We start from the raw sequence: 21619 nt of genomic DNA, 5'->3' as shown, positions 1-21619 counted from the left end.
AGGAGGGGGATAACCTGTAAGCAAAGCGTCGAGGGCCAGGCATGAGCATGCCGGGAGCAATATTCAAATGGATTGACTGCACGGATAAGACGCGGCCGCGGGATCTGCGCCGTCCGGAGAATACGATCTTGAGGCTGGCGCAGCTCACCGATCTGCATGTGCCCGGGGAGGTGGAGCTGGTCAGTCGACTCCGCGATCTGATCTCGCCGCATGTCTCGTTGCAGAACATCTCGCATGAGATCTCGGCGATCTCCAATGAGGTGGGGCATCATTATCGCTCGGCGCGCAAGCTCTACAACGGGCTTGTGCGCAAGACGCTGGTGGGGCTGCATCGGCTGGGGGTGGACCACCTGGTGATCACAGGCGATCTGGTGCACTGCGGGCTGGCGGAGGAGTTTTTGGATGTGCGTGCGGCGCTGGAGGTGACCGGGTGGTGGGGGGAGGACCGGCTGACGGTGATTCCGGGAAATCACGACCGTTTTAATATCTATGAGAGTTATCCCAGTGAGCCGATGGAGCACTTTTTTCCGGTGGTGACACCGCGTGAGCCGATGCTCAAGGAGCTGCCGGGTGGCGTGGCGTTGCTGGCGTTGGACAGCAATCGGGATCCGGTGGATGACCGACATTATCTGGAGCGGTGGTTGCCGAACACGGTGGGGCGGATCTATCCGGAGGCTCTGGACTGGATTGAGCGGCACCGGGCTCAGGTGGAGGGGCGACGGCTGGTGACGTTGTTGCACCATCATATCAGCTCGGACTGGCATCCGCGCAGCGCGACGAAGTCATTTGGAGGCTTGATGGAGCCGGCCGATGGCGCGGATGAGTTGATCGAGGCGATTGACCTGATCGATCCGTATTCACTGATTCTGCATGGTCATAAGCACGATGTGATGCCGGTGGACTACGCGCTGGGGACGCACCAGCTGGGGAATCCGGGAGGGTTTGCCAACGCGTTGCGCTTTAACGTGATCGATTTCAACGTGCATGGGGAGCAGGTGATGACGCAGTTGGAGTTGCGTCCCTGATCGGGGATGTACGGGTGCCAGGCGTTCGATCATGATTGAGAAGATCGGGTGCCAGGCGTTCGATCATGGTTGAGAAGATCGGGTGCCAGGCGTTCGATCATGGTTGAGAAGATCGGGTGCCAGGCGTTCGATCATGGTTGAGAAGATCGGGTGCCAGGCGTTCGATCACGATTGAGAAGATCGGGTGCCAGGCGTTCGATCATGGTTGAGAAGATCGGGTGCCAGGCGTTCGATCATGAGTGGTGGGGGGGCACGTCGCGGTGCCAGGCGAACGCGTATGTGTTAGGGTGGGTGAGTTCGAGTGAGTTTAGGTGGCGTGGGTCAGCGGGAGTGGCGAGGATCGTGAGGAGCAGAGAGTCGATAACGATCGCGGTTGATGCGATGGGGGGGGATCATGCGCCGGCGGCGCTTGTCGCGGCGGTGGCTGAGGCGAGCCTGAGGGGAGGAGTGGGTCAGGGGGTGAACTTTTTGCTGGTGGGCGATGAGATCGCGATGACAGAAGCGCTCTTTGAGTTGGATCATAACTCGGAGCGGATTCAGCTCTATCATGCGCCTACGGTCATCGGGATGGGGGAGCGGGCGCAGGTGGCGTTGGAGGCGCGTTCGGACTCCTCGATCGTGCAGGCCTGTGCTCTGGTCAAGGCTGGAGAGGCCGATGCGCTGGTATCGGCGGGGCATCCGGGGGCGGCGGTGCTGGCGGCGACGCGTCATTTCGGGCTGGTAGGGGGGCTGGGGCGAGCGGCGCTGGCGAGCGTGTATCCGACGCCCAGGGTGCGGGGGGAGACGGATGATCCTTTTAGCTTGATTCTGGATGTGGGGGCGAGTCTGAGGGCCAGGCCCGAGGAATTACTGGGGTTTGGCTTGATGGGCTCGGCGTATGCGCGGATTGTCAGTCGTAATGAGCGGCCGCGGGTGGCGCTTTTGTCGAACAGCCGCGAGAGTACGATGGGGACGCCGGAAGTGGTGCGGGCGCATGAATTGTTGAGTCGCCATGATGCGATTCATTTTTATGGCAATATCGAGGGGCACGAGATCCCGCGCGGGCTTGCTGATGTGGTGGTCTGTGAGGGATTTGTGGGGGATGTGGCCATTAAGATCCTGGAGGGGGTCAGTGAGGCGGCCTTTGATCTGGCACGCGCGGCCTACCATGAGCGCGTGGCGTGGCGGATGGGATTGAAGTTGTTGAGTGGCGGACTTCAGAAAATCAAACAACTCACCGATTTTGAGGCTTACGGCGGGGCGCCGCTTCTGGGGTTGGAGAAGGTGGTGATCTTGTGCCATCCGCGTTCGGGACGACGGGCGGTGGGCAATGCGTTGCGCCTTGCGATCAAGAATGTACGCGCGGAGTTGCCAGCGGCGATTGCCGAGGCTCTGGACACCGGTATGAGTCAGGGTTGAGGGGAGAGGGACGTGTCGGAGTTGATGGTACGCCACATCTATCGGTGGGATCTGGATAAGACGTATCTGCGTACGGATTTTGACACGTGGCGGGATCTGATTCGCACGGCGCTGCAGACCCCGGAGGAAAAGGTCAACGTGCCCGGTGTGGTGACCTTGCTCAAGGAGTTGACCCATCAGAATGATGGAAGTCGCGCGTTGGTGACCTTTATCAGCGGGAGTCCCTCGCAGATGCGGCCGAAGCTCGAGAGGAAGTTTGAACTCGATGGGATTCGACCCGATGTGTTTGTTCTCAAGCCGACGCTGCAAAATATTCTAAAGGGGCGCTTTCGGGCGGTGCGGGGGCAGGTGGGCTATAAGCTGGACAGTCTTCTGAAGGTTCGGGAGGGAGGCCCTTCGGCGCCTGAGACCTTATTTGGGGATGATGCGGAGCAGGACGCATTTATCTATTCGCTTTATGCCGATCTGGCCGGGGGGAAAGTCGATCGCGACGGATTGTTTGAGATTCTGGATCGGGCGGGGGTCTACAGCACGACGCGGGCCTCGATTCTGGAGCGCTATGCGCGGATGCGGATCGACGGGAATGTGGGGCGGATTTTTATTCACCTGGATCGGCATAGTGCGCCGGGCCGTTTCTGGGTGTACGGGCCCCGGGTGGTACCGATCACCAATTATTTTCAGGCCGCGTTGGTGCTTTATGCCGATGAGAGTTTGACGTTGGAGCCGGTGTTGCGGGTAGCGGCCGGGCTGTTGCGGGAGCATGGCTACGGGGTGGTGGAGCTGGCGAATTCGTTTCAGGATCTGATTCGTCGACGGCATCTGGGGGCAGAGGCGATCGAGCGTCTCTCGGAGGATGCGCACGAGAGTGAGGCGGTGGGAGGGTTGCCGGCGGGGTTTGTGGAGCGTTTGCTTGGGAGGGTGAGAGCGTTGGCACCGCGGGGCGGAGGAGGCGGGGCGACGCGAGGGTGGGAGGGGCCACCGGATTATGTGGGGGTGTTGGAGGCTGATCGGAGGTTGAGGGAGACGATCGAGGCCGAGCCGGGATTGTTCGGTCGCCGTCAGTGACCCACCAGAGATGAGGGTTGGGGAGGGTGCCAGGCGACCCAGCAGGCCGTGATGGGGGTATGAGAAGCGGGGAGGCGATCGCGCGGGATGGGAAAGGATCGCGTGCCTGGCACCCGTTTATCGGTGGAACGAAAACGATCGAAGGGCTGGCACCGAGAGGGGCTGGCACCGAGAGGGGGGGGCCAGGAACGGGTGCCTGACACCTATGCATCGGGAAATGCTAAGAAACGAATGCCTGAAACCGGGAAAAAGCCTGTGGATGAGAAACTTTTTTTGGAAAAGTAGTTGACGCCTATTTAATCAGACTTATAGTACCCACTGTGTCCTACGGAGGACGGTCGGCATGCACTCCCCCCAGGCCGTTAGTCAGGTGCTTGTCCTATGGCTAGTCTCTCTCCTCCGGGGGCACACATATTTTAAGCTCGCAAAGCGAGCGGAATCCCGAGCTCCGGCTCGGGATTTTTTATTTTAAGCGTCCCACATTCATGGCAGCCTTGGCGACGGTGAACTTCGGGTTCGCGGATGTCGGTGCGCTCAGATATGCGCAGCGACGGGGAGTAAGACGAGACGAAAGGAGTGGCGAGTGGCCATACGAGCGGTAGTCGAGGGTGTGCGTGCGGGGGTGGTTGTCGGGGCGGTACTGGCGTTGTGGAGTGCAGCGGCGGTGTGGGGAGACGTTGAGGGGCTGGGCGCGAGTTATGTGATGGCGGCGTATGGCCTGCTGGGGATGTGGCAGGTGCTCTACGGCGCGGCGCTGGGGGTGGTGGTGGCGATTGCCCTGGGCGTGTGCCGGCGCATGGGTTTGTGGCCTTTGAGTGAGGCGCTGGAGCGAGGGGAGGTGGATCGTCGGGTGGCCGCCGTGCTGCTGAGCGCTCCGGTGATGCTGGCGATGATCGGTGGTGGGGTGCTGGGCACGCATCTTATTGTGACCTCGAAGATGGTGCGGGTGTCGTTTCAGGCGCTGGGCTTAGGACTGGCGTCTGCGGGCCTGGCCGCCGGGGCGTTGGTGGTATCACCGCTGGTGTACGGCGGGATCCTCTGGCTGTTGCAGCGGCTGGGGATGCGTGGTGCCTGGACCCGTCTTGTGGCTGGTGTTTACGGATTGGGGGCTGTGGGAACGCTGGTGGTGGGTTACCGGTGGGCAGCGGGCCTCAGCGTTTGGGATAGCGCGACGTTGCAGATGGGGGTGGCCGGCGTGGCGCTGGTGCCCGTGGTTATGTGGGCGATGGTGAAGGTGCCACTGGTAAGCAAGGGTTGGCGCTGGGGTGTGCCGGCCGTCGGGGTGGTGCTGGCGTTTGTGTGTGGTGCCCTGGCACCCGGTTGGGCGTTGTCGAGTGCGGCGATGCGGCAGGCGACGCTGCGCGATGCGCCGCTGGTTTCGATGATCGCGCCGCGCCTGGTGGATGTGGGCAGCCAGGGGGGGGACGCGTTTGCGTTTGGAGATTGTGAGGAGGGTGAGGAATGCGCGGATGAAAGGGCGGTGGTCGCGCTAACTTCAGCGGAGCACCCGGCACGGCGCGCAGTGCAACTGGCGGTGGCTGCCGGGGATAAGGCGCAGAACGACCGGTTTGAGGCGATCCCGGAGCCGCCAAAGAATCTGGTGATGATTCTGGTCGATACGTTGCGCCAGGATCATATGGGATATGCCGGATACGAGCGTCCGACGACGCCCCGGATCGATGCCCTTGCTGAAGACGCCACTGTCTTTTTAGATGCGTACGCCACCTCGCCGCATACGCCGCGCTCTGTGCCGCCGCTTCTGTTTAGCAACTATGCCAGCGAGATGATGTGGTGGGGGGCGCAGTATAATTACCCGCGGGTGCGCCCGGAGAATGTGGGGATGTTCGAAGTGCTGGAGGCCGGAGGCTGGCGCAACCAGGCGTTTTCGAGTCATTTCTACTTTGATGAACGGCGCAATGTGCATCAGGGCTTTGAGCGCTGGGATAATGAGGGGGCGCTTTCGATTGCGGAGTCCAACGATGACATCGCTGCGCCGCGCACCTGGGAGCGTTTGGAGCCTGTGATCGAGCAGCTCGGTAAGGAGCGTCGAGAGAAAGGGGATGAGGCGGAGCCCTTCTCGCTCTTTGTGCACTTTTTTGAGCCACACGCGCGCTGGATCGGTCATAAGGAGTACGATTTCGGGCGAGGAGAGACGACGCGGGAGCGTCATATTAACAATTATGACTCGGAGATTGCGTTTACCGATGCGTACGTGGGCCGGGTGATCGACAAGTTAAAAGAAGAGGGGCTCTATGACGAGGTGGTGATCGTGCTGACCAGCGATCACGGGGAGGCGTTTAATGAGCACGGGCACTACTTTCACGGTCAGACGCTCTATAATCCGGTGATCAAGGTGCCGCTCCTGGTGCGGGTGCCCGGGTGGTTCGGGCGCCAGGTGGAGGGGCCGGTCTCGATCATCGATGTGGCACCGACGGTGGTCGATCTCTTCGGACTGACGATTCCCACCGAGTTCGGAGGGCGGAGCATGACCGATGTGATGCTGGGGCGTGCGGAGGTACCGGAGCGTGCGGTGTTTTCGGAGCTGTTGCCCTATACGAACTGGAAAGAGCACCATCGGGCGGTGATGCTGGGCGATGAGAAGTTGATCGTGAACTTCACGCTGGGGCTGGAAGAGTATTTTGATCTGAGCGTGGATCCGGGAGAGCAGAACAACCTGGCGCGGGAGCGACCGGAGCGGGTCAAGGCATTGCGCGCTCTGTTGGAGGAGCGAATGCAGTAGTGGTTGGGGGCTTGTGGTTGGGGGAGTTTAAGGAGTGCGAGGGGGGATACCCGAGCGTAAGGGTGCCAGGCGTTCGAGCGTAGGGGTGCCAGGCGTCCGAGCGTAGGGGTGCCAGGCGTCCGAGCGTAAGGGTGCCAGGCGTTCGAGCGTAAGGGTGCCAGGCGTTCGAGCGTAGGGGTGCCAGGCGGATTTTATGATGTGCCATGGGGTGGGATGAGAACGTCAGATGGAAGACGGCCCATGGGTTGAAGCGTTTTGACCGGGGGGTTACTGATTTATATGCCCGAGGGAGAGGCTCGGGTTGTGTCTGAACTGAGAGACGAGAGGATAGAGATGAAGTTGAAAACGGCGTTGGTGAGTCTGTTGGGGATGGTGATGGTTCCGGCGATGTCCGCAGCCGAGAGCGCTGTGTACGACTGGCCGGATGCGGAGGCGCCGGTGCTGGTGAACGCGGGAGAGGGGGTGGTGCTTCTGGGTAAGGATGGTGCGCCGATGCGAGCCTTTGACTGGCGCGCCAACAGCGGGGAGCGCGATCCGGGGCTGCGTCTTGTCGACATGCTCGGGGATGGCAAGCCCGAGATTGTGGGGGCGGGGAGGCCAAGTTTTGTGCTTCGGGCTAACGGGGAGCCTGTGTTTGAGATTGAAGGGGGCTGTGAGCAGCTGATTGTGGCCGATATTACGGCCAGTCGTGGCCTTGATGTGGGGTGCGTGAATCGCAATGAGTTACGGGCGTTTACGGGAGACGGTCAGTTTGCCTGGGGGGTTCAGCCGGGGCGTGCGCTGGAGTGGTGCCAGGTCGAGGATGTGACGGGAAATGTGAAGATGGACTTTGAGTGCAAGTTGCGGGGCCGGGATGCGTTTATCCGGATATCGGATAGCGGAGAGTTGCTCACCGCAGAGCCCGGGGAGGCGGGAATGAGCGGGGAGGCGCCGGAGCTCAATGAGGCCGTTGCGGCATCGGATGCTGTGTTGAAAGGGGAAGAGCGTTTTGACTTTGATGGGGACGGAAAAGCCGAAGAGCGCGTGGTGGTGGGCGAAGGAAGTTTGAAGATCGTCGGAGTTGCGGGGGAGGAGGCGCCGCTGGCCGAGGTCGCTCTGCGAGGCGGTGAGGTTGAGGCAGCGCTGGTCAAGCAGCTTGGTGAGCAAGGTGGGGTGAGTGTTGTGGCGGTCACCTCGGCGCGGATCTATGTGGTCGATAAGGTGGAGGGCGAGGTGCGTGTACGCGATTTCAGCGCGGATGCATCGAGCTATCGTCGCGTGCCTTTTGCAGATCTGGCGAGCGTGTATGCCAATGGATTTGAAGATGCGGCGGCGGCGCAGGAAGCGGTGCGGGCGATCGGCGATCGCATCGGTCAGTGTTATGCGAGTCGGCTGCGAGGCAATGCGTACGCGGGAAGTGGTCGGCAGATTGTGCAGTTGACTGTGGGGCAGGATGGGAAGGTTAGAGAGGCGATGCAAATGCACAGTGATGTGGGAGATTCGCAGGTGGAGCGGTGCGCGCGTCAGGCGTTGGAGCGTGGGAATTACCCGGGAGTGCAGGGGGAGAGTGGGACGATCAATGTGAATATTTTGTTCACGTTTCGGGATGTGGAGCGTTGAGTGTGACCGGGTGCCAGGCGTTCGATCGAACTGCCGTTGAGTGTGACCGGGTGCCAGGCGTTCGATCGAACTGCCGTTGAGTGTGACCGGGTGCCAGGCGTTCGCTCTGTCCTGGTGCCAGGCGTTCGCTCTGTCCTGGTGCCAGGCGTTCGCATAAAGCTGGCCGCAGCGGGGATGTGGTCGATAGCGGGTGGAATGTGGTAGTGGCGAGGAGCAGATTGCGAACCGGAACAACGAAGTGAAATAGACTCGAGCACGAGGTAGAGGATGTCGAAGCCCAGGACTGTACGCGCGCCACGAGGAGTCGAGCTGAGCTGCAAGGGGTGGGTGCAGGAAGCCGCGTTGAGGATGTTGATGAACAACCTCGATCCGGAGGTTGCCGAAGATCCGGACCGGCTTGTGGTGTACGGCGGGAGTGGTCGGGCGGTGAGGTCCTGGGAGAGTTTCGATCGGATTGTATCGACGCTGCGGGGATTGGAAGAGGATGAGACGTTGCTCGTACAGTCCGGTAAGCCCGTAGCGGTGTTTCGTACGCATGCGGATGCGCCGCGGGTGTTGATTGCGAACTCCAATCTCGTGGGGAAATGGGCGACCTGGGAGCATTTTCGGGAGTTGGAGCGGCAGGGGCTGATGATGTACGGCCAGATGACGGCGGGGAGCTGGATTTACATCGGGACACAGGGGATCTTACAGGGGACCTATGAGACTTTTGCGGAGGCAGCGCGGCAGAAGTTTGGCGGGGATCTTAAGGGGCGGCTTGTGTTGACGGCAGGCCTGGGCGGGATGGGCGGGGCGCAGCCGCTTGCGGCGACGATGAATGGGGCGGCTTGTCTGGTGGCTGAGGTCGATGCGCGACGTGCCCAGCGGCGCGTGGAGACGCGTTATGTGGACCGGGTAAGCGAGGATCTCGATGAGGCACTTTCGTGGGTACTCGAGGCCAGAGATGCCGGAGAGGCGTTGAGTGTGGGGGTGGTGGCTAATGCTGTGGATGTCTATGAGGGGCTGCTAAAGCGCGGTGTGGTGCCTGATGTGGTGACCGATCAGACCAGCGCGCATGATCCGCTTAACGGGTATGTGCCGGCCGGGATGAGCCTGGAGGAGGCGGAGGCGCTTCGGGAGCGCGATCCGCAGGGTTATGTATCGGCGTCGAAGGCGTCGATGGCGCGGCATGTCTCAGCGATGGTGGCGTTTATGGATGCCGGGTCGGTGGTGTTTGATTACGGCAATAATATTCGCCAGGAGGCCTTTGAGGAGGGGGTGGAGCGCGCGTTTGATTTTCCGGGGTTTGTGCCAGCGTTTATCAGGCCGCTTTTCTGTGAGGGAAGTGGGCCGTTTCGTTGGGTGGCGCTCTCGGGGGATGAGGAGGATATTTTTAAGACCGATGCAGCGCTCAAGGAGCTGTTTCCGGAGAAAGCGTCGTTGCATCGGTGGCTGGATCTGGCGCAAGAACGGGTGGCGTTTCAGGGGCTGCCAGCCAGGATTTGCTGGCTCGGCTACGGGGAGCGGGCCAGAGCTGGATTGAAGTTCAATGAGATGGTGGCGAGCGGGGAGTTAAAGGCGCCGATCGTCATCGGCCGCGATCACCTGGATTCGGGAAGTGTGGCGAGCCCGAACAGGGAGACGGAGGCGATGAAGGATGGGAGTGATGCGGTGGCGGACTGGCCGATTCTCAACGCGCTGGTCAATGCGGTCAACGGGGCCAGTTGGGTGAGTTTTCACCACGGAGGAGGAGTGGGCATGGGGTATAGCCTGCACGCCGGTCAGGTGATTGTGGCCGATGGTAGCGAGGCTGCGGCTCGCAGGCTGGAGCGGGTGTTGACGAGTGATCCGGGGATGGGGGTGGTGCGGCATGCGGATGCGGGGTATGAGCGGGCCAGAGAGGTTGCTCGGGAACGCGGGGTGCGGATTCCTGGGATCACGGAGTGATGTGGGCAATGCAGGGTGGGGTGTGGGGGGATAGACGTCATACGGGGCGATGGGGGGAAGGGGTGCCAGGCATTCGATCCTTTTGAAGTGTGATGGGTTGGGTGCCAGGCGCTCGATCATCGGGTGTTCGAGCGTTGAACGGGTGCCAGGCGTTCGATTGTTGAATGTGGGGGTATTGCCAGGGCGAGCGCTGAGGCGCATCGAGTCATGACTGTGGTATATGGCCGGGGATGTCGAGAGAGAGACGCTTGTGCGCGTCGTTTGCGGATTTGAACGGTGAAAGCAGGAGAGGATAGAGGATGGGATATGTGATTCGGGCCGCGCAGTTGTTAACGATGCCGCAGGACGTGGCGCAACTATCGCAGTATGGGGACGGGGGCGAGGAGCGCGACGACGCCATCGTTGGGTTGATTGAAGATGGCTGCGTGCTGGTGGAGGATGAAACGATCGCGTGGGTGGGACCATGGAGTGAGCGACCGAAGGCAGCTCGGGGTGAGGCGGTTGATGTTTTCGAGACCGCTGTAGCGATGCCCGGCTGGATTGATTGTCATACGCATGCCGTCTTTGCCGGGGAGCGCTCTCAGGAGTTTGCCTGGCGTAATGCGGGAAAGCCCTACGTCGAAGTGCTGGAAGAAGGGGGGGGGATATTGACGACCGTGGAGGCCGTACGGCAGGCGTCGAGTCAGGAGTTGACCGATACGCTGGTGCGGCGGGCGTTTTTGTCGGTACGTCAGGGGGTGACAACGTTGGAGGTCAAGAGTGGTTACGGACTTACGACTGCCGATGAAATCAAGTGTCTGAAGGCGGTGCAGCGGGCTCAGAAGGAAGTGCCATGTGAGCTGGTGGGGTGTTTTCTGGGGGCGCACGCGGTGCCAGCTGAGTATCGCGATCGCCGGGAGGCGTACGTCGACCTGGTGTGTGAGGAGATGATCCCGAAGGTGGCGAAAGGGGGGTATGCGGCATATTGCGATGTGTTCTGTGATCGGGGAGCGTTCAGTGCTGAGGAGGCAGAGCGCATTTTAAAGTGTGGTCAGGAGTACGGTCTGGTAGCTCGAATTCACGCCGATGAGATCACTGACGCGGGGGGGGCGATGGTGGCGGCGAAGGTCGGAGCGTCGAGTGCGGATCATCTGGAGTTTGTGAATCCGGAAGGCATCGAAGCGATGGCTGCGGCCGGTGTGGTGGGGGTGTTGATGCCGGCGGTGAATTTGTTTCTGGGGACGCTCGATCACCTGGCACCGGCGCGGGCTCTGTTGAATGCGGGGTGTGAGGTTGCGCTGGCAACGGACTTTAACCCGGGGAGTGCGATGACGCAGGATCTGGGGACGATTCTGATGCTGGGTTGTACGCTCTATAAGTTAACTCCTGGCGAGGCTCTGCGCTCCATCACTGCGGGGGCAGCCAAGGCGCTGAGAAGGACAGATATCGGGGGGCTTCGTGCCGGAGCTCGGGCCGATGTGGCGTGTTTTGATGTGCCGCATTACCGCTATCTGACCTATCACTTCGGGCAGATCCACACCGAAGCGGTGATTTACCGAGGCAACTTCGTCTACTGGACGGAAGAGGCTGACGTGGAGGAGTAGGGTGGAGTGATGTCGGGGGCGGAGGTTGTGCAACTCCAGCCGGGGGGAATGGTTCCCGGGGGGAACGTGGGAAGAAGCCCCTCGCGCCAGAGCGCGTTGGCGGCGCGGTAGGCTTCGGTGACCTCTCGGACGAGCTTGCGATACGTGTTGCGCCGGATGGTGCATCGGGTGTGGCAGAGGGGGCGCGGGGAGCGGGTGGGGTTTTTGGGACGGTCGAAAGGGCTCTGGGTGCGGATGTTGAGGGCGCCCAGGACCTTTTGGTCGTGCTCGTTGCGATGTTTGGTGAGCACGCGGGTGTGGGCGCTCAGTGAGCGCTTGAAGAAGCGAGCGCGTTGGGCCGGGGTGTGGTCTTCAAGAAAGGGCAGGGGGGCTAGATGAAGCTCGATGTGCTGGTCGGCCAGGACTTCGTCGTCAGGGTTGTGACTCTTGCGACGGCGCATGGCACGTAGTTTGTCGCGGTCGGTCCACACCGCGCTGATGGGAGTCTGGTCCAGGTGGGCCTGGTAGGACGATTCGCCGGGCCAGAAGCGGACGTGGGAGACGAGGTTGGCTTCAACGGGGTTGGTCATGGTGTAGCGCCACTTTGCCATCATAGCGTCGCCGTCGAGCATGGGCTCGGCGCTGTAGCGGCGCTCGAATAGGGAGCCGGTGCGTTTGAGGAGTCGGTTGACGTCATGGGCCAGGTTGCATTGGAAGTAGCCCATGAAGTTATGGAGGTTTTCATGGGGGGCGCGTACAGCCATGTGGAAGTGATTACTCATGAAGAGAAAGAAGAAGATTTTGACGTTGTAGCGTTTGGCCGAGCGAGCTAGCCAACCCAGGATCAGAGCGTTGATCTCGGGGGTGGGGGTGAGAAAGAAGCGCTCCTGGAAGCAGCGGTTCGTTACGAAGTAGCAGTATGAGGGGTCCTGGATGCGGAGAGGGCGTCCCATGTCGGTCTCGTGGTTGAAGGTAAGAGAATGAGAGACGTCGTAGGACTATTATCGTGTGGGGGGATGTAGGTTTGCGTGGGGAAAGAGATTTTTTAACTGGGAGTGGATTCGTCCGGAGCTCACCGTCGTGTCAGGTGGCCTGGCACCCGGTCGTTCGTGTCAGGTGGCCTGGCACCCGGTCGTTCGTGTCAGATGGCCTGGCACCCGGTCGTTCGTGTCAGATGGCCTGGCACCCGGTCGTTCGTGTCAGATGGCCTGGCACCCGGTCGTTCGTGTCAGGTGGCCTGGCACCCGGTCGTTCGTGTCAGATGGCCTGGCACCCGGTCGTGTCGGGTAAAGTATTAAGGGAGGGTAACCTGGAGTTGTTGCGAGTGTTCAGGGAGGGGGAGCGCCGGTGCGGACGTTGGGAGTACAGCGGACGAGATGCTCTCGAAGAAGCGGGTGATGTGCGGAGTTTGGGGGCAGTGAGTTGTTCCGGAGCAGAGGATGGCCAGGTGAACGCCTTGCGAGGGCGATGCTTCGATGGTGGCAACGATGAGACGGGCAGGCTCCGGGGTGCGGCGTGGTGCCTGACGAGCCGAGTTGGTGGTGTTTTGATCGGTAGAGGACAGATTATTGAGTATGTTGAGCGTGTCGTTGAGATGATCTTCGGGGATGAGGCCTGCGGGGAGATTTGAGGTGAGCTGAGATGAGAGAGAGGAAATACGCTGGGGAGTCAGGCCAACCGGGAGATTGGGCTGGGAGGTCCACGTGCCGCTGTAGTGGGCCAGGCGTATGTGAATGTGGGAGGTGTTCTGGCCGATGGTGCGCCAGCCGGAGAAGGTGTCTGGCGAGGGGGTAAAGCCCAGTCCGCGGCCGCCTGTCAGGGAGTTTTGCAGGGATTGCAGTTCGGTGGCGAGTTGAGGAAGGTTGTTAGAGAGCGACGCCATGGAGAGGGGGGACGAGTTGGGGATGATCTCTCCGATGAAGCTCCGAAGAGCCTGGGAGGGGCGTTGAGTGCGTGTGGGAGGGTAGGGTTGGGCCAGGATGAGAATATCGGGGTGAAGTGGGGTGCTCTGGTGAGAGATCAGTGTGAGGTTGGCGCGCCGGGACCAGGACCAGTCGGGGGCGTGGGGGATTTCTCCCGAGAGTGAGGCACCCAGGGGAATGCGGATTCGCGAGTGGGCAGTCGGGGATGGAGCGGGAGCGTCGGCCAGCTGACGGAAGCGCTCCTCCCGGGTGGTGAGTTCGCTTTCCGGAGGTGTCGTGACGTCTGCCCGGGGAAAGATCTGGGAGAGGTCGAGACGGGGTGCGGGACGCTGCCGGGGCCCCTCGGGTGGTGCACAGGCGAGAAGGCAGAACGCCGCGGAGAAGACGGGAAGTAGGAGGGAGGTCTTCATGAGCGATTGCCGTCGTGGATGTGGTCTTGAAGCCAGCTCAGCGCGCCTTGAAGGGCGTTGGAGGCTTCTTCATCGGAGAGAGGGGCATCCCAGTCGTCGTGTGCGTTGAGTAGCGCGTGGGTGGAGGCGAGGTTGGCCAAGAGGTTCCAGGCCAGGCGTAGCAAGAGGGAGACGCCATCGCGTTCGATCGATCGGCTGGCACCGTTCCCGTCGCTGTGAAGATCGATAAAGAAGATCGCGTCGGTGGTGGCGAGGAGATGGTCGTGGGGGATGCTGCTCTCGTGGGTGCTATTGGCGACGCTGAGCGCTGTGGTGATGGCACTGTCGGCGCCGCGGTAGACCAGTGGGATAATCACGCGTAGGGCGGCTGCAAGCAGGCGCGCGGAGGCCAGGGTCAGAGAGGCGTCAGCCTCCAGGTTGGGGAAGAGGCCTAAGGCACGGGTGCGCATTCTGGGGGGCTGTTCGTTGTTGGTGCGCGGGTAGATGCGCTCGCGGATACGGGCGGAGTCGGGTGCCAGGCGTCGGGTTGCGCGATGGTGGAGGCGGCATTGTACCGGGAAGTGTGCCAGGCCCAGGGGCTGCTCGCCCAAAAAGTGCCGCTCGGGGGTAAAGCCCTCATCGGGGGCGGCGATGAGGTCGACGTGAATGCGTCGGATCGGGGAGGTGCGGTCATCGCCGAGGAAAGGTTCGACGATGACGTCGCCGACGTTGAATGCGCCCTGGGCTGCCTGGTCGTCGGCGTAGGCGACAACGATGTGTCGGCCGTGGATCGATTCAAAGATGCGGCCCGGGTAGTAGAGGAAGCGAGCGCTGTGGGAGTCGATGCGACCGAGCTCGATCAGCGTGGTGCGCTCGCGCAGGCAGACGTGGTGCGGGGAGGCAACTTCGACCTGAGTGACCGGGAAGGGCAGAGAGCCATCGGTGGTGGCGTGCTCCGGGGTGAGGGAGGATTCCAGGGCGCGGACGTAGAGAAGCTCTTCGTAGGTGCGGGTGGTCTGCGAGATGGCGGTACGGGGATCGAGCAGAAGTTCGCCGCGACGGGCCAGGGTGCGTAGAAGGGGGGCGATGTCATTGCCGAAGACGTCGAGTAGCGAAGCGACTTCGGTGGTGTGCTGAGTCAGTTCGCTGGCGAGGTGGCGTCGGATGAGTTCGCCAGCGGGGGGGCGTAAAAAGGGGCGAGGCAGAGTGGCAAGGATGTGGGGATCGATGCGTGGTGCGGGGCGATCGAGGTGTTCAAGATCGGGTGCCAGGCCATCGGACGGAGGAAGATGATCGAGTGCCAGGCGTTCGATCGGATCGATGATGGTGATCAGTGCGACGGGGTTACCAGGGGGAGAGGTCGCATCGCCTGGTGCGTGTTCGCCGGATGTGTAGGACCCGGAGAGATGTGGAAGAGAGAGGAGGGCGCCGGCGCGCTGCAATGCGTTAAGTTGGCGAGTCACGCTGGTGGCGTGGCCTTCGATGAAGACGACGCGAGCATAGAGGGGATCGTCGACGTGGTGGAGCGGCTCTTCGCGGAGTGGAAGGGGCGCGCGGCCGAGATGGGCTCGGTCGTCGCCGGCGGTGCGCCAGTGCCAGGGGACGGCACGGGTTTCGCAGGCTGCGATGATGTCAAACGCCGAGAGGGGGTGCCCCCCGGTGGTGGTGAAGGCGTCGAGGTCGTAGATGATGTGCTGGCCGGGCGAAGACGTGGTGTTGGGTGAGTCTTCGGGGGCATGTGATGCATCGGTGCCAGGCGTCAGATTGGAGGGGGATGTCTCCCTGGTGCCAGGCGTTGGGACGGTGTGGTGTTGGGGATGAAGCGTGAAGATACGGGGGGCTGCGTCGACGCCGCAGAGCGCACGGGCGAAGGTGGGGAGGTTGTCCATGGTTTCGGTGGCGAGCATCAGAAAGAGCGGTGCCAGGTGTTCGTCTGCGCCGTCGGAGCGGCGAAGGGCGCGCAGGCGCAAGTCGAGGCGGCGCATGGCGAGCTGGGTGTGGACTTCGACCGGGCCGCAGAACGCGTGGAGTTCGTCGACCACGACAAGTCCCAGGTTTGTGAGCAGGGGGCGGAAGGTCTCACTATCGGCCAGGATGATGGTGGTGAGCTCGTGGAGATCGCAGACGAGCACGTCGGGGATGATGCCGGTGGCGAGATCCTCGACGAGGTGACTATCGATGCGTCGGGTCCGCAGATTCCAGCGCAGGGTGGAGGGAGTAAGCAGGTTACGCAGGTGTTCGGCGGTGTTTCGGGCTCGCTCGTCGTCGCGCACGATAAAGAGGGTGCTGCGGGTATGAGTCAGGGCGATGTTGAGGGCGGCGAGCATGCCGAGGGTGGATTTGCCGGCACCCTCGGGGGCGATGACAAGTTGGTTGCGGTGTCGGAGCCTGGAGCCGCCCGAAGAAGAGCGTTGTCCCAGGGCCAGGGAGCGGGTGTCGGCAGGCGGCTCAAGATGGACAAAAGAGCTGTGGGAGAGGTGGGTCAGGACGTCGTGTTGCATGGCGGTGAGTCGAGCCGGTGCTGGCAGAAGTTCGGTGAGCAGCGGTGAGATCAGTGCATCGGCCTCCCTGGAGATCGGGCGGAAATCGAGTTTGGGCAGGGGACGCGGAGGTCGGGCCTGGGAGGGGGGGCTCAGGTTGCGTGTGGTCTGCAGGTGGTCGAGTACATCGAGCCAGCTCGTCTGCGGGGAGGGTTCGGGGGCTGGAGGCTTCGTGTCTTCGGAGGGTTCAGAGGGGCGGTAGAGACCCTTGAGGGTCAGATGAAGGCTCCAGGAGGTCAGCGCGACCAGTGCCAGGGCGAAGGAGGAGGTGTTGACGCGGTAGGGTTCTGCGGCCAGGGCGGTAAAGGAGACCAGGAGGAGAGGCGCGGCGGCAAGAGGTAGCCAGCGTGCCCAGGTCGTGAAGGAGGCGTCGAGGTCATGCAGGGAAGAGGCCGCAAAGTAGGTGCGCCAGGAGGTGAGGGTGCCCGGCGATCGAAGGCGGTCAATGAGATTGAGACCGATGTCGTTCCAGTGGGTCAGGCGGACGATGCGAGCGCAGGTCCACCACAGCAGGAGCCAGAAGGTGGAGGTGAGCAGGGTGGCAAGCCAGGGGTAGGAGTCCAGCGGAAGAAAAGGTGCGAGTTCGGGCCGGTGGCCGATGGTCAGGTAGGACCAGAGGGGGAAGTGGGCGGGAACTTCGAGCTGCCAGCGTAGAAGTGGCGTGAGGGCCAGGGAGAGCAGGAAGATGCCAGCGGTGATGAGCATCGCCCACAGGTAGCTCGGTCCTAAGGTCGGGACGAGGACCGGCGGAGGGACGGCGGCCGGGAGCGCCTCTGTGTTGGAGCTGGAACGGAAGAGGCTGAAGAAGGCGCGGAGCATGCGCGCCGGCAGGGTGATGAGCCAGATAAAGGCGCGCAGGGCGATGCCTGGAAGGGTATAACGAAGCTCCAGGACAAGAGGATTGATGCGGGTTTCGGGGGCGCGGCTCAGTGTGCGGTTAAGCTCGGACTGCATAGAGCATGCGGTCGCAAAGAGCGCGACCATAAGTGAGACGAGGAGAAAGGCGATCTGGAGTGGCGAGGATGAGGATAGGGCGTCGAGGGTGAGGGCGAAGGCGCGCCAGGCCAGCTCGTTGAGCAGGGAGAGCAGCAATCGGATGTCAGTCAGGAGAGCGATGATGGTCATGAGTGCTTCTCCTCGTCGGACGCGGTGCGGGAGGATCGGGTGCCAGGCGTTCGTGCAGAAGTTGAGGAGTCAGCATCTGTAAGGGTGCCAGGCGTTCGTGCAGAAGTTGAGGGGTCAGCATCTGTAAGGGTGCCAGGCGTTCGTGCAGAAGTTGAGGGGTCAGCATCTGTAAGGGTGCCAGGCGTTCGTGCAGAAGTTGAGGGGTCAGCATCTGTAAGGGTGCCAGGCGATGCGACGGGTGCACCGGATCGATGTCGAGATGCGATGGTGATGGGGTTGTGCTGCCAGGGGGTGGCGGGGTCGGGAAGATCGAGGCGGTCGAAGAAGGACTCCTGACGGCGCAGGTTTTTGATGCTGCGGGCGTCGATGCCCTGGACCAGCGAGAGCAAGAAGGCGGTGTTGGGGAGGATGGGGGCCTCAATGACGTCGAGCGTCTCGGTGGTGGGGGGGGCGTCGGGGGAGGTGCGGGCGCGATCGAGGGTGGGGCGAAGTTGGGGATGAATGAGCAGGGAGGCGTCAGCGAGTTTGCGGAGGCCGGAGGTATCGAACCCTTCGTAGCCGACGAAGCGTGCGCCGAAGCCAAGTGAGGCGTAGTGGTGCGAGACGAAGCGCGCGAGGTTGAGGCCCACCGGGAGTTCGAAGGCCGGCTGGGCGCCGACCGGGGTGGTGAGAAGTTCGCGAAAGTAGTCGCGGCCAAAGCTCAAGATATGCTCGGTGCCGGCGAGGCAGGCCTGCTCGCGCCAGCGGTGAAAGCCGCCGGCGCGGGCGAGGAACTCGGGTAGGCAGGCGTCGACATCGGCCAGGGCCGGGAAGTGGCGGTGGTAGTGCTCAAGGAGATGCTCGGGGGCCAGCAGCGTGTGTTGACGGGCGGCGCCGGCCTGTGCCGGGTTGAGCGCGAAGATCTTTCGGGCGTCGTCGTTCAGGCGCTCCGAGGCGGTGGCGAGGTCGGGGGGAGCGGGGCGTGCGCCGAGGGACTCGGCGTGCTGCTGGAGGCGGCGCTCCTGAAGCTCGACGCTCTGGATGAGGCGGAAGGCCAGGTTTCGGTCCGTGTCGACGCGGTCGTGGAGATGCTCGGAGACATTGCGGGTGCTTAATGCGTGGCTCAAATCGAGGCGAGCGGCGAAGAAAGAGTGGATCGAGGGGGAGCCGTGAAGCGGGTTGGAGGAGGAGCCTACGACGACGTCGCGCAGGGCGTTGCTTAAGGCCTCAATAGCGTCGTGGACGGCGTTGAGATGGGTGCGCAGGTGGGCGCGCAGGAGCAGGGATAAGGGAAGGAAGACGAGAAGTCCCCCTAGCAGCCAGCCGGCCGGGCCGAGGAGAGGCTCGATAAGGTTGGGCTGCTGGTGGAGATTCAGCGCGCGGGCTGTTGCGTGGGCAAGGGGGGCGCCCAGGGCGGGAGCCAGGATGGCCCAGGTGACAAGGCCGAGGCGCAGGGGGGGGAGATCAGGTTTGTCGTTGGCCGCTTCGATAAGGTCGTGTCGGGCGCGGGCGATGTGCGTCGGGTCGGGAAGGCTGTGTGTGAGGCAGATATCCTGGGCGCTGATACGCTGGCGTTCGGCCTCGTCGAGGAGGTTTCGGGAGTTCTGGTGGAGGAGGTTGAAGCCGGCCAGGGCGTTTGCGAGGCCGCCGTCGGAGGCGCGTTTCTCGATGAGGTGATCGGCATTGTTTCGGCTCAGGTTGAGCGCGTCGCCCAGGTGCAGGTTGGCGTCCTGGCGCAGGGCGTTAACCATCAGGTCCATGTCGCCGCGCTGGCGGGTGAGCGCGTGCCAGGCGTTGTGAACCTGCGCGAAGAGGTGATCTTCGAAGGCATCATCGAAGCGAGCGCAGAGCTCCTCGGAGGTAGTGGACTTCAGGAGATGAAGGCGGTCGTCGACCTCGGCACAGATGCGCGAGGCGGTCTGGGAGGTCAGATGGGCGAGTTTCTCGCGGGCCGGATCGAGCAGGGCGCGAGGAGGGGGGAGGACCGGGGCGAGGCGCTCTTCGGCGACCTCGCCGCTGGCGGCGTCTGGAGTGGCGGGGGAGCGCAGCCGCCGCAGGGATTCGCGTGCCAGGCGATTGGCGAGGTAATCGCGGGCGCGCTCAGCGGGGAAGTTGATCTGGATGCAGCTGAAGGTGGCAAAAAGGTCGTTATCATCAAAGCCCTGGGCGGTGTGTCGCAGCCAGGGGTCGCGTCCGAGTTCGTTTCGGATTTGCAGGGAGATGAAGTCGTGGGTCTGACGGATGGCGTCGTCGAGGCCGAGCACCGCACTGGCGGTGACGCGGCTGTTGATAAAGATCTGGGGGATGCAGCGGTGGGGAGGGGGAACGGATTCGACCCAGCGGCGCAGGTCGTGGACGGCTTTGAGGATGGAGGCTTCTTCGGTGATGTTAGCCCGGGGGTGTTCGCCGCCGAAGGCGTCGGCGGGGTGGGGCGTCCAGATGATGGGCACGATGGCCAGGGTGCGATCGAAGCCCTGTCGGCAGGTGTCGAGGAGCGGCCCGTAGGCGCGGATGAGTTCCTGGTGAATGGCGCGCAAAACGGGACGCAGGGCACGGCGAGTGAAAGGTTCTTTGGCGTCGGCGACGAGGTAGACGGTCAGGCGCGGGGGTTGGCGGGTGGTGCGCTTCCGGTAGCTTGAGAGATGGTCGAAGCTCAAAAGGTGGCGCGCTTCCTGGTTGACGATGCTGCGTAACGGGGTCAGGCGCGCCTCCCCGCTGAGGTCGTCAGGGCGAAGGGATAGGGAGCGCAGGAGGGGGCGCTCTCCAAGTTCGTCGAGGTCGAAGTTTAAGCCCAGAGCGTGCAGGCGCTGCAGCAGAGGGCGCTCCAGGGAGGAGCGGGCATCTTCGGTGTCGACGATGGCCTGTCGGAGTGCCGGGGAAGGCGTAAGGGGCAGGGTCGGCCCATCGACCCAGCGGTCGGGGCGGTGGGAGATGCGAGGCAGCGGGGAGTCGTCGCCGAGTTGGGTGAGGGGTTCGACGACGAGTTCGGCCAGGAGCTCCAGGCATTGCTCGGCGGAGGTTTCGGCGTTGAGGCGTCGGCGCTCCTGGAGGGAGAGGAGCGGATCTTCGTGGCGCTCCTGCTGAAGGTCGAGCCAGATGCGTAAGAGACCACGGTGAAGAAGTTCGCCGAGTTCTTGTAAAGCTACGGCGGTGGTGGTGTGGTCGAAGCCGGGGGAGGCATCGTGATCGAAGAGGCCCAGGCGCCAGGGGCTCACGTTGAGGGGGAGGAACTCGATGGTTTCCAGGGTGTCGAGTTCGCTTGCGACCCAGCCGGTGGTTTCCCAGTCGACGCTCAGGAGACGGCGGGGGGGCAGGGGAGTTGTGAGGTCGCCTGGCACCGGGCAGAAGTTAGAGGGGATGGAAATAGGTGGGAGCGCACCGTCAGGGGAGGCGTGCAGGGGAGCGAGGTGTGCTTGAAGGCCAGGGTGGAGGTCGTCTTCGTGCGCCCAATCGGGGGTCGGGGTGAGGTTGAGCGCAGTACGGGTGCCAGGCGTTCGATCCTGTTCGTGCCGGGTGCCAGGCGTTCGATCCTGTTCGTGCCGGGTGCCAGGCGTTCGATCCTGAGGGATGAGAGGGGAGAGCCATGCCCAGGGGGAGGGATCACGGCCCTGGGCGTAGGCGCGGGCGCGGGCGATGAGGTTGAGAAGCAGGCGCGGGCTCTGTCCGTGGAGGACGCGTTCGACGATGGGAGTGAGAAAGAGGTCGACTTCCGGGTCGCGGCTGGCGAGTCGGTGGAGGCGTTCGACGGCGCGACGAGGGTCGGAGTCGAGCGGGAGCCACTCGAAGAAGCGTTTGCGGCGGGTCGTGTGGCTGTGGCCGGTTTCGATGGGACCGCGATCTCGGGGAATGGCGAGTTGGTAGGAGCCGTCGCGGAAGCGGATAAGCCCCAGGGATCGGATGACGGCAAAGTGCAGGGTGAGGGTGGGAAGGTCGTCGTCGCCGGCGAGCAGGGCGATTCTGGCGTGACGCGCTTCGGGGTGGCGCCAGCGCAGGTCATCGACATCGGGGTCGGGGAGAACCGAGAGCAGTCGCAGGTTTTTGACCGAGGTGTCGTTTGCAGCGGTGCGTGAGAGCCAACTCCAGTCCTGGCCGAGCTCTTCGAGCAGCGCCAGGCCGACGCGACCGATTCCGACCACGAGTGTGGGGTTGGGGTAGAGGTTCGGTGTGGCGGGGCGGTCGGGCATGAGGAAGGGTTCCTGCGCGATAAAGAAGGGAAATCCGATGATCGGGTGCCAGGCGTTCGATCATGTTGATCTGGAGCTGTCTGATCGGGTGCCAGGCGTTCGATCATGTTGATCTGGAGCTGTCTGATCGGGTGCCAGGCGTTCGATCATGTTGATCTGGAGCTG

General features: G+C 62.8%; 11 protein-coding genes. 7 read left to right on the top strand and 4 right to left on the bottom strand.

Translation table 11 applies throughout. From position 1 onward, the window contains the following. The first annotated feature begins 41 nt into the window (after positions 1-41). The 7 genes from EA187_RS07545 to hutI all read left to right on the top strand — a co-directional run bounded on the left by EA187_RS07545 (position 42) and on the right by hutI (position 11336). Positions 42-1025, top strand: coding sequence for a metallophosphoesterase family protein (locus tag EA187_RS07545; RefSeq protein ID WP_115607617.1), 984 nt, complete (start codon positions 42-44; stop codon positions 1023-1025). Positions 1026-1304: 279 nt separating this feature from the next. Continuing rightward, the gene (plsX, locus tag EA187_RS07540) at positions 1305-2423 is read left to right on the top strand and encodes a phosphate acyltransferase PlsX (RefSeq protein ID WP_347343334.1); all 1119 of its coding nucleotides are present in this window, start codon (positions 1305-1307) and stop codon (positions 2421-2423) included. A 12-nt stretch (positions 2424-2435) separates the two neighbouring features. Beyond that, positions 2436-3488 (top strand): phosphatase domain-containing protein, encoded by a 1053-nt coding sequence (locus tag EA187_RS07535; RefSeq protein WP_115607620.1) that lies wholly within the window; start codon positions 2436-2438, stop codon positions 3486-3488. A gap of 583 nt (positions 3489-4071) precedes the next feature. After that, positions 4072-6228: a sulfatase family protein gene (locus EA187_RS07530; protein WP_127779838.1), complete on the top strand. Its 2157-nt coding sequence runs from the start codon at positions 4072-4074 to the stop codon at positions 6226-6228. A gap of 333 nt (positions 6229-6561) precedes the next feature. After that, positions 6562-7827 carry an AgmX/PglI C-terminal domain-containing protein gene (locus EA187_RS07525; protein WP_115607624.1) on the top strand — a complete coding sequence of 422 codons (1266 nt, stop codon included), beginning with the start codon at positions 6562-6564 and terminating at the stop codon, positions 7825-7827. Between the two features lie 267 nt (positions 7828-8094). Further along, positions 8095-9753 carry a urocanate hydratase gene (hutU, locus tag EA187_RS07520; RefSeq protein WP_127779837.1) on the top strand — a complete coding sequence of 553 codons (1659 nt, stop codon included), beginning with the start codon at positions 8095-8097 and terminating at the stop codon, positions 9751-9753. 299 nt (positions 9754-10052) lie between these two features. Further along, entirely contained in the window at positions 10053-11336 is a 1284-nt protein-coding gene (hutI, locus tag EA187_RS07515) for an imidazolonepropionase (protein WP_127779836.1), read from the top strand. Here hutI and EA187_RS07510 read toward each other — a convergent pair. The 4 genes from EA187_RS07510 to EA187_RS07495 all read right to left on the bottom strand — a co-directional run bounded on the left by EA187_RS07510 (position 11303) and on the right by EA187_RS07495 (position 21454). Beyond that, positions 11303-12268 (bottom strand): transposase, encoded by a 966-nt coding sequence (locus tag EA187_RS07510; protein WP_127779835.1) that lies wholly within the window; start codon positions 12266-12268, stop codon positions 11303-11305. The genes hutI and EA187_RS07510 overlap by 34 nt on opposite strands. A gap of 341 nt (positions 12269-12609) precedes the next feature. Continuing rightward, the gene (locus EA187_RS07505) at positions 12610-13647 is read right to left on the bottom strand and encodes a hypothetical protein (RefSeq protein WP_127779834.1); all 1038 of its coding nucleotides are present in this window, start codon (positions 13645-13647) and stop codon (positions 12610-12612) included. Continuing rightward, positions 13644-17291 carry a DEAD/DEAH box helicase gene (locus EA187_RS07500; protein ID WP_127779833.1) on the bottom strand — a complete coding sequence of 1216 codons (3648 nt, stop codon included), beginning with the start codon at positions 17289-17291 and terminating at the stop codon, positions 13644-13646. The genes EA187_RS07505 and EA187_RS07500 overlap by 4 nt, the downstream gene beginning before the upstream one ends. After that, positions 17288-21454, bottom strand: a complete 4167-nt coding sequence (locus tag EA187_RS07495) for a hypothetical protein (protein WP_127779832.1) — start codon at positions 21452-21454, stop codon at positions 17288-17290. Before EA187_RS07495 ends, EA187_RS07500 begins: the two co-directional genes overlap by 4 nt. Positions 21455-21619: the final 165 nt, after the last annotated feature.

The sequence above is a fragment of the Lujinxingia sediminis genome (genome assembly GCF_004005565.1).
Classification (GTDB): domain Bacteria; phylum Myxococcota_A; class Bradymonadia; order Bradymonadales; family Bradymonadaceae; genus Lujinxingia; species Lujinxingia sediminis.
Note: the sequence above shows the minus strand (reverse complement) of the source record. Positions and strands in the feature narration are given on the sequence as shown.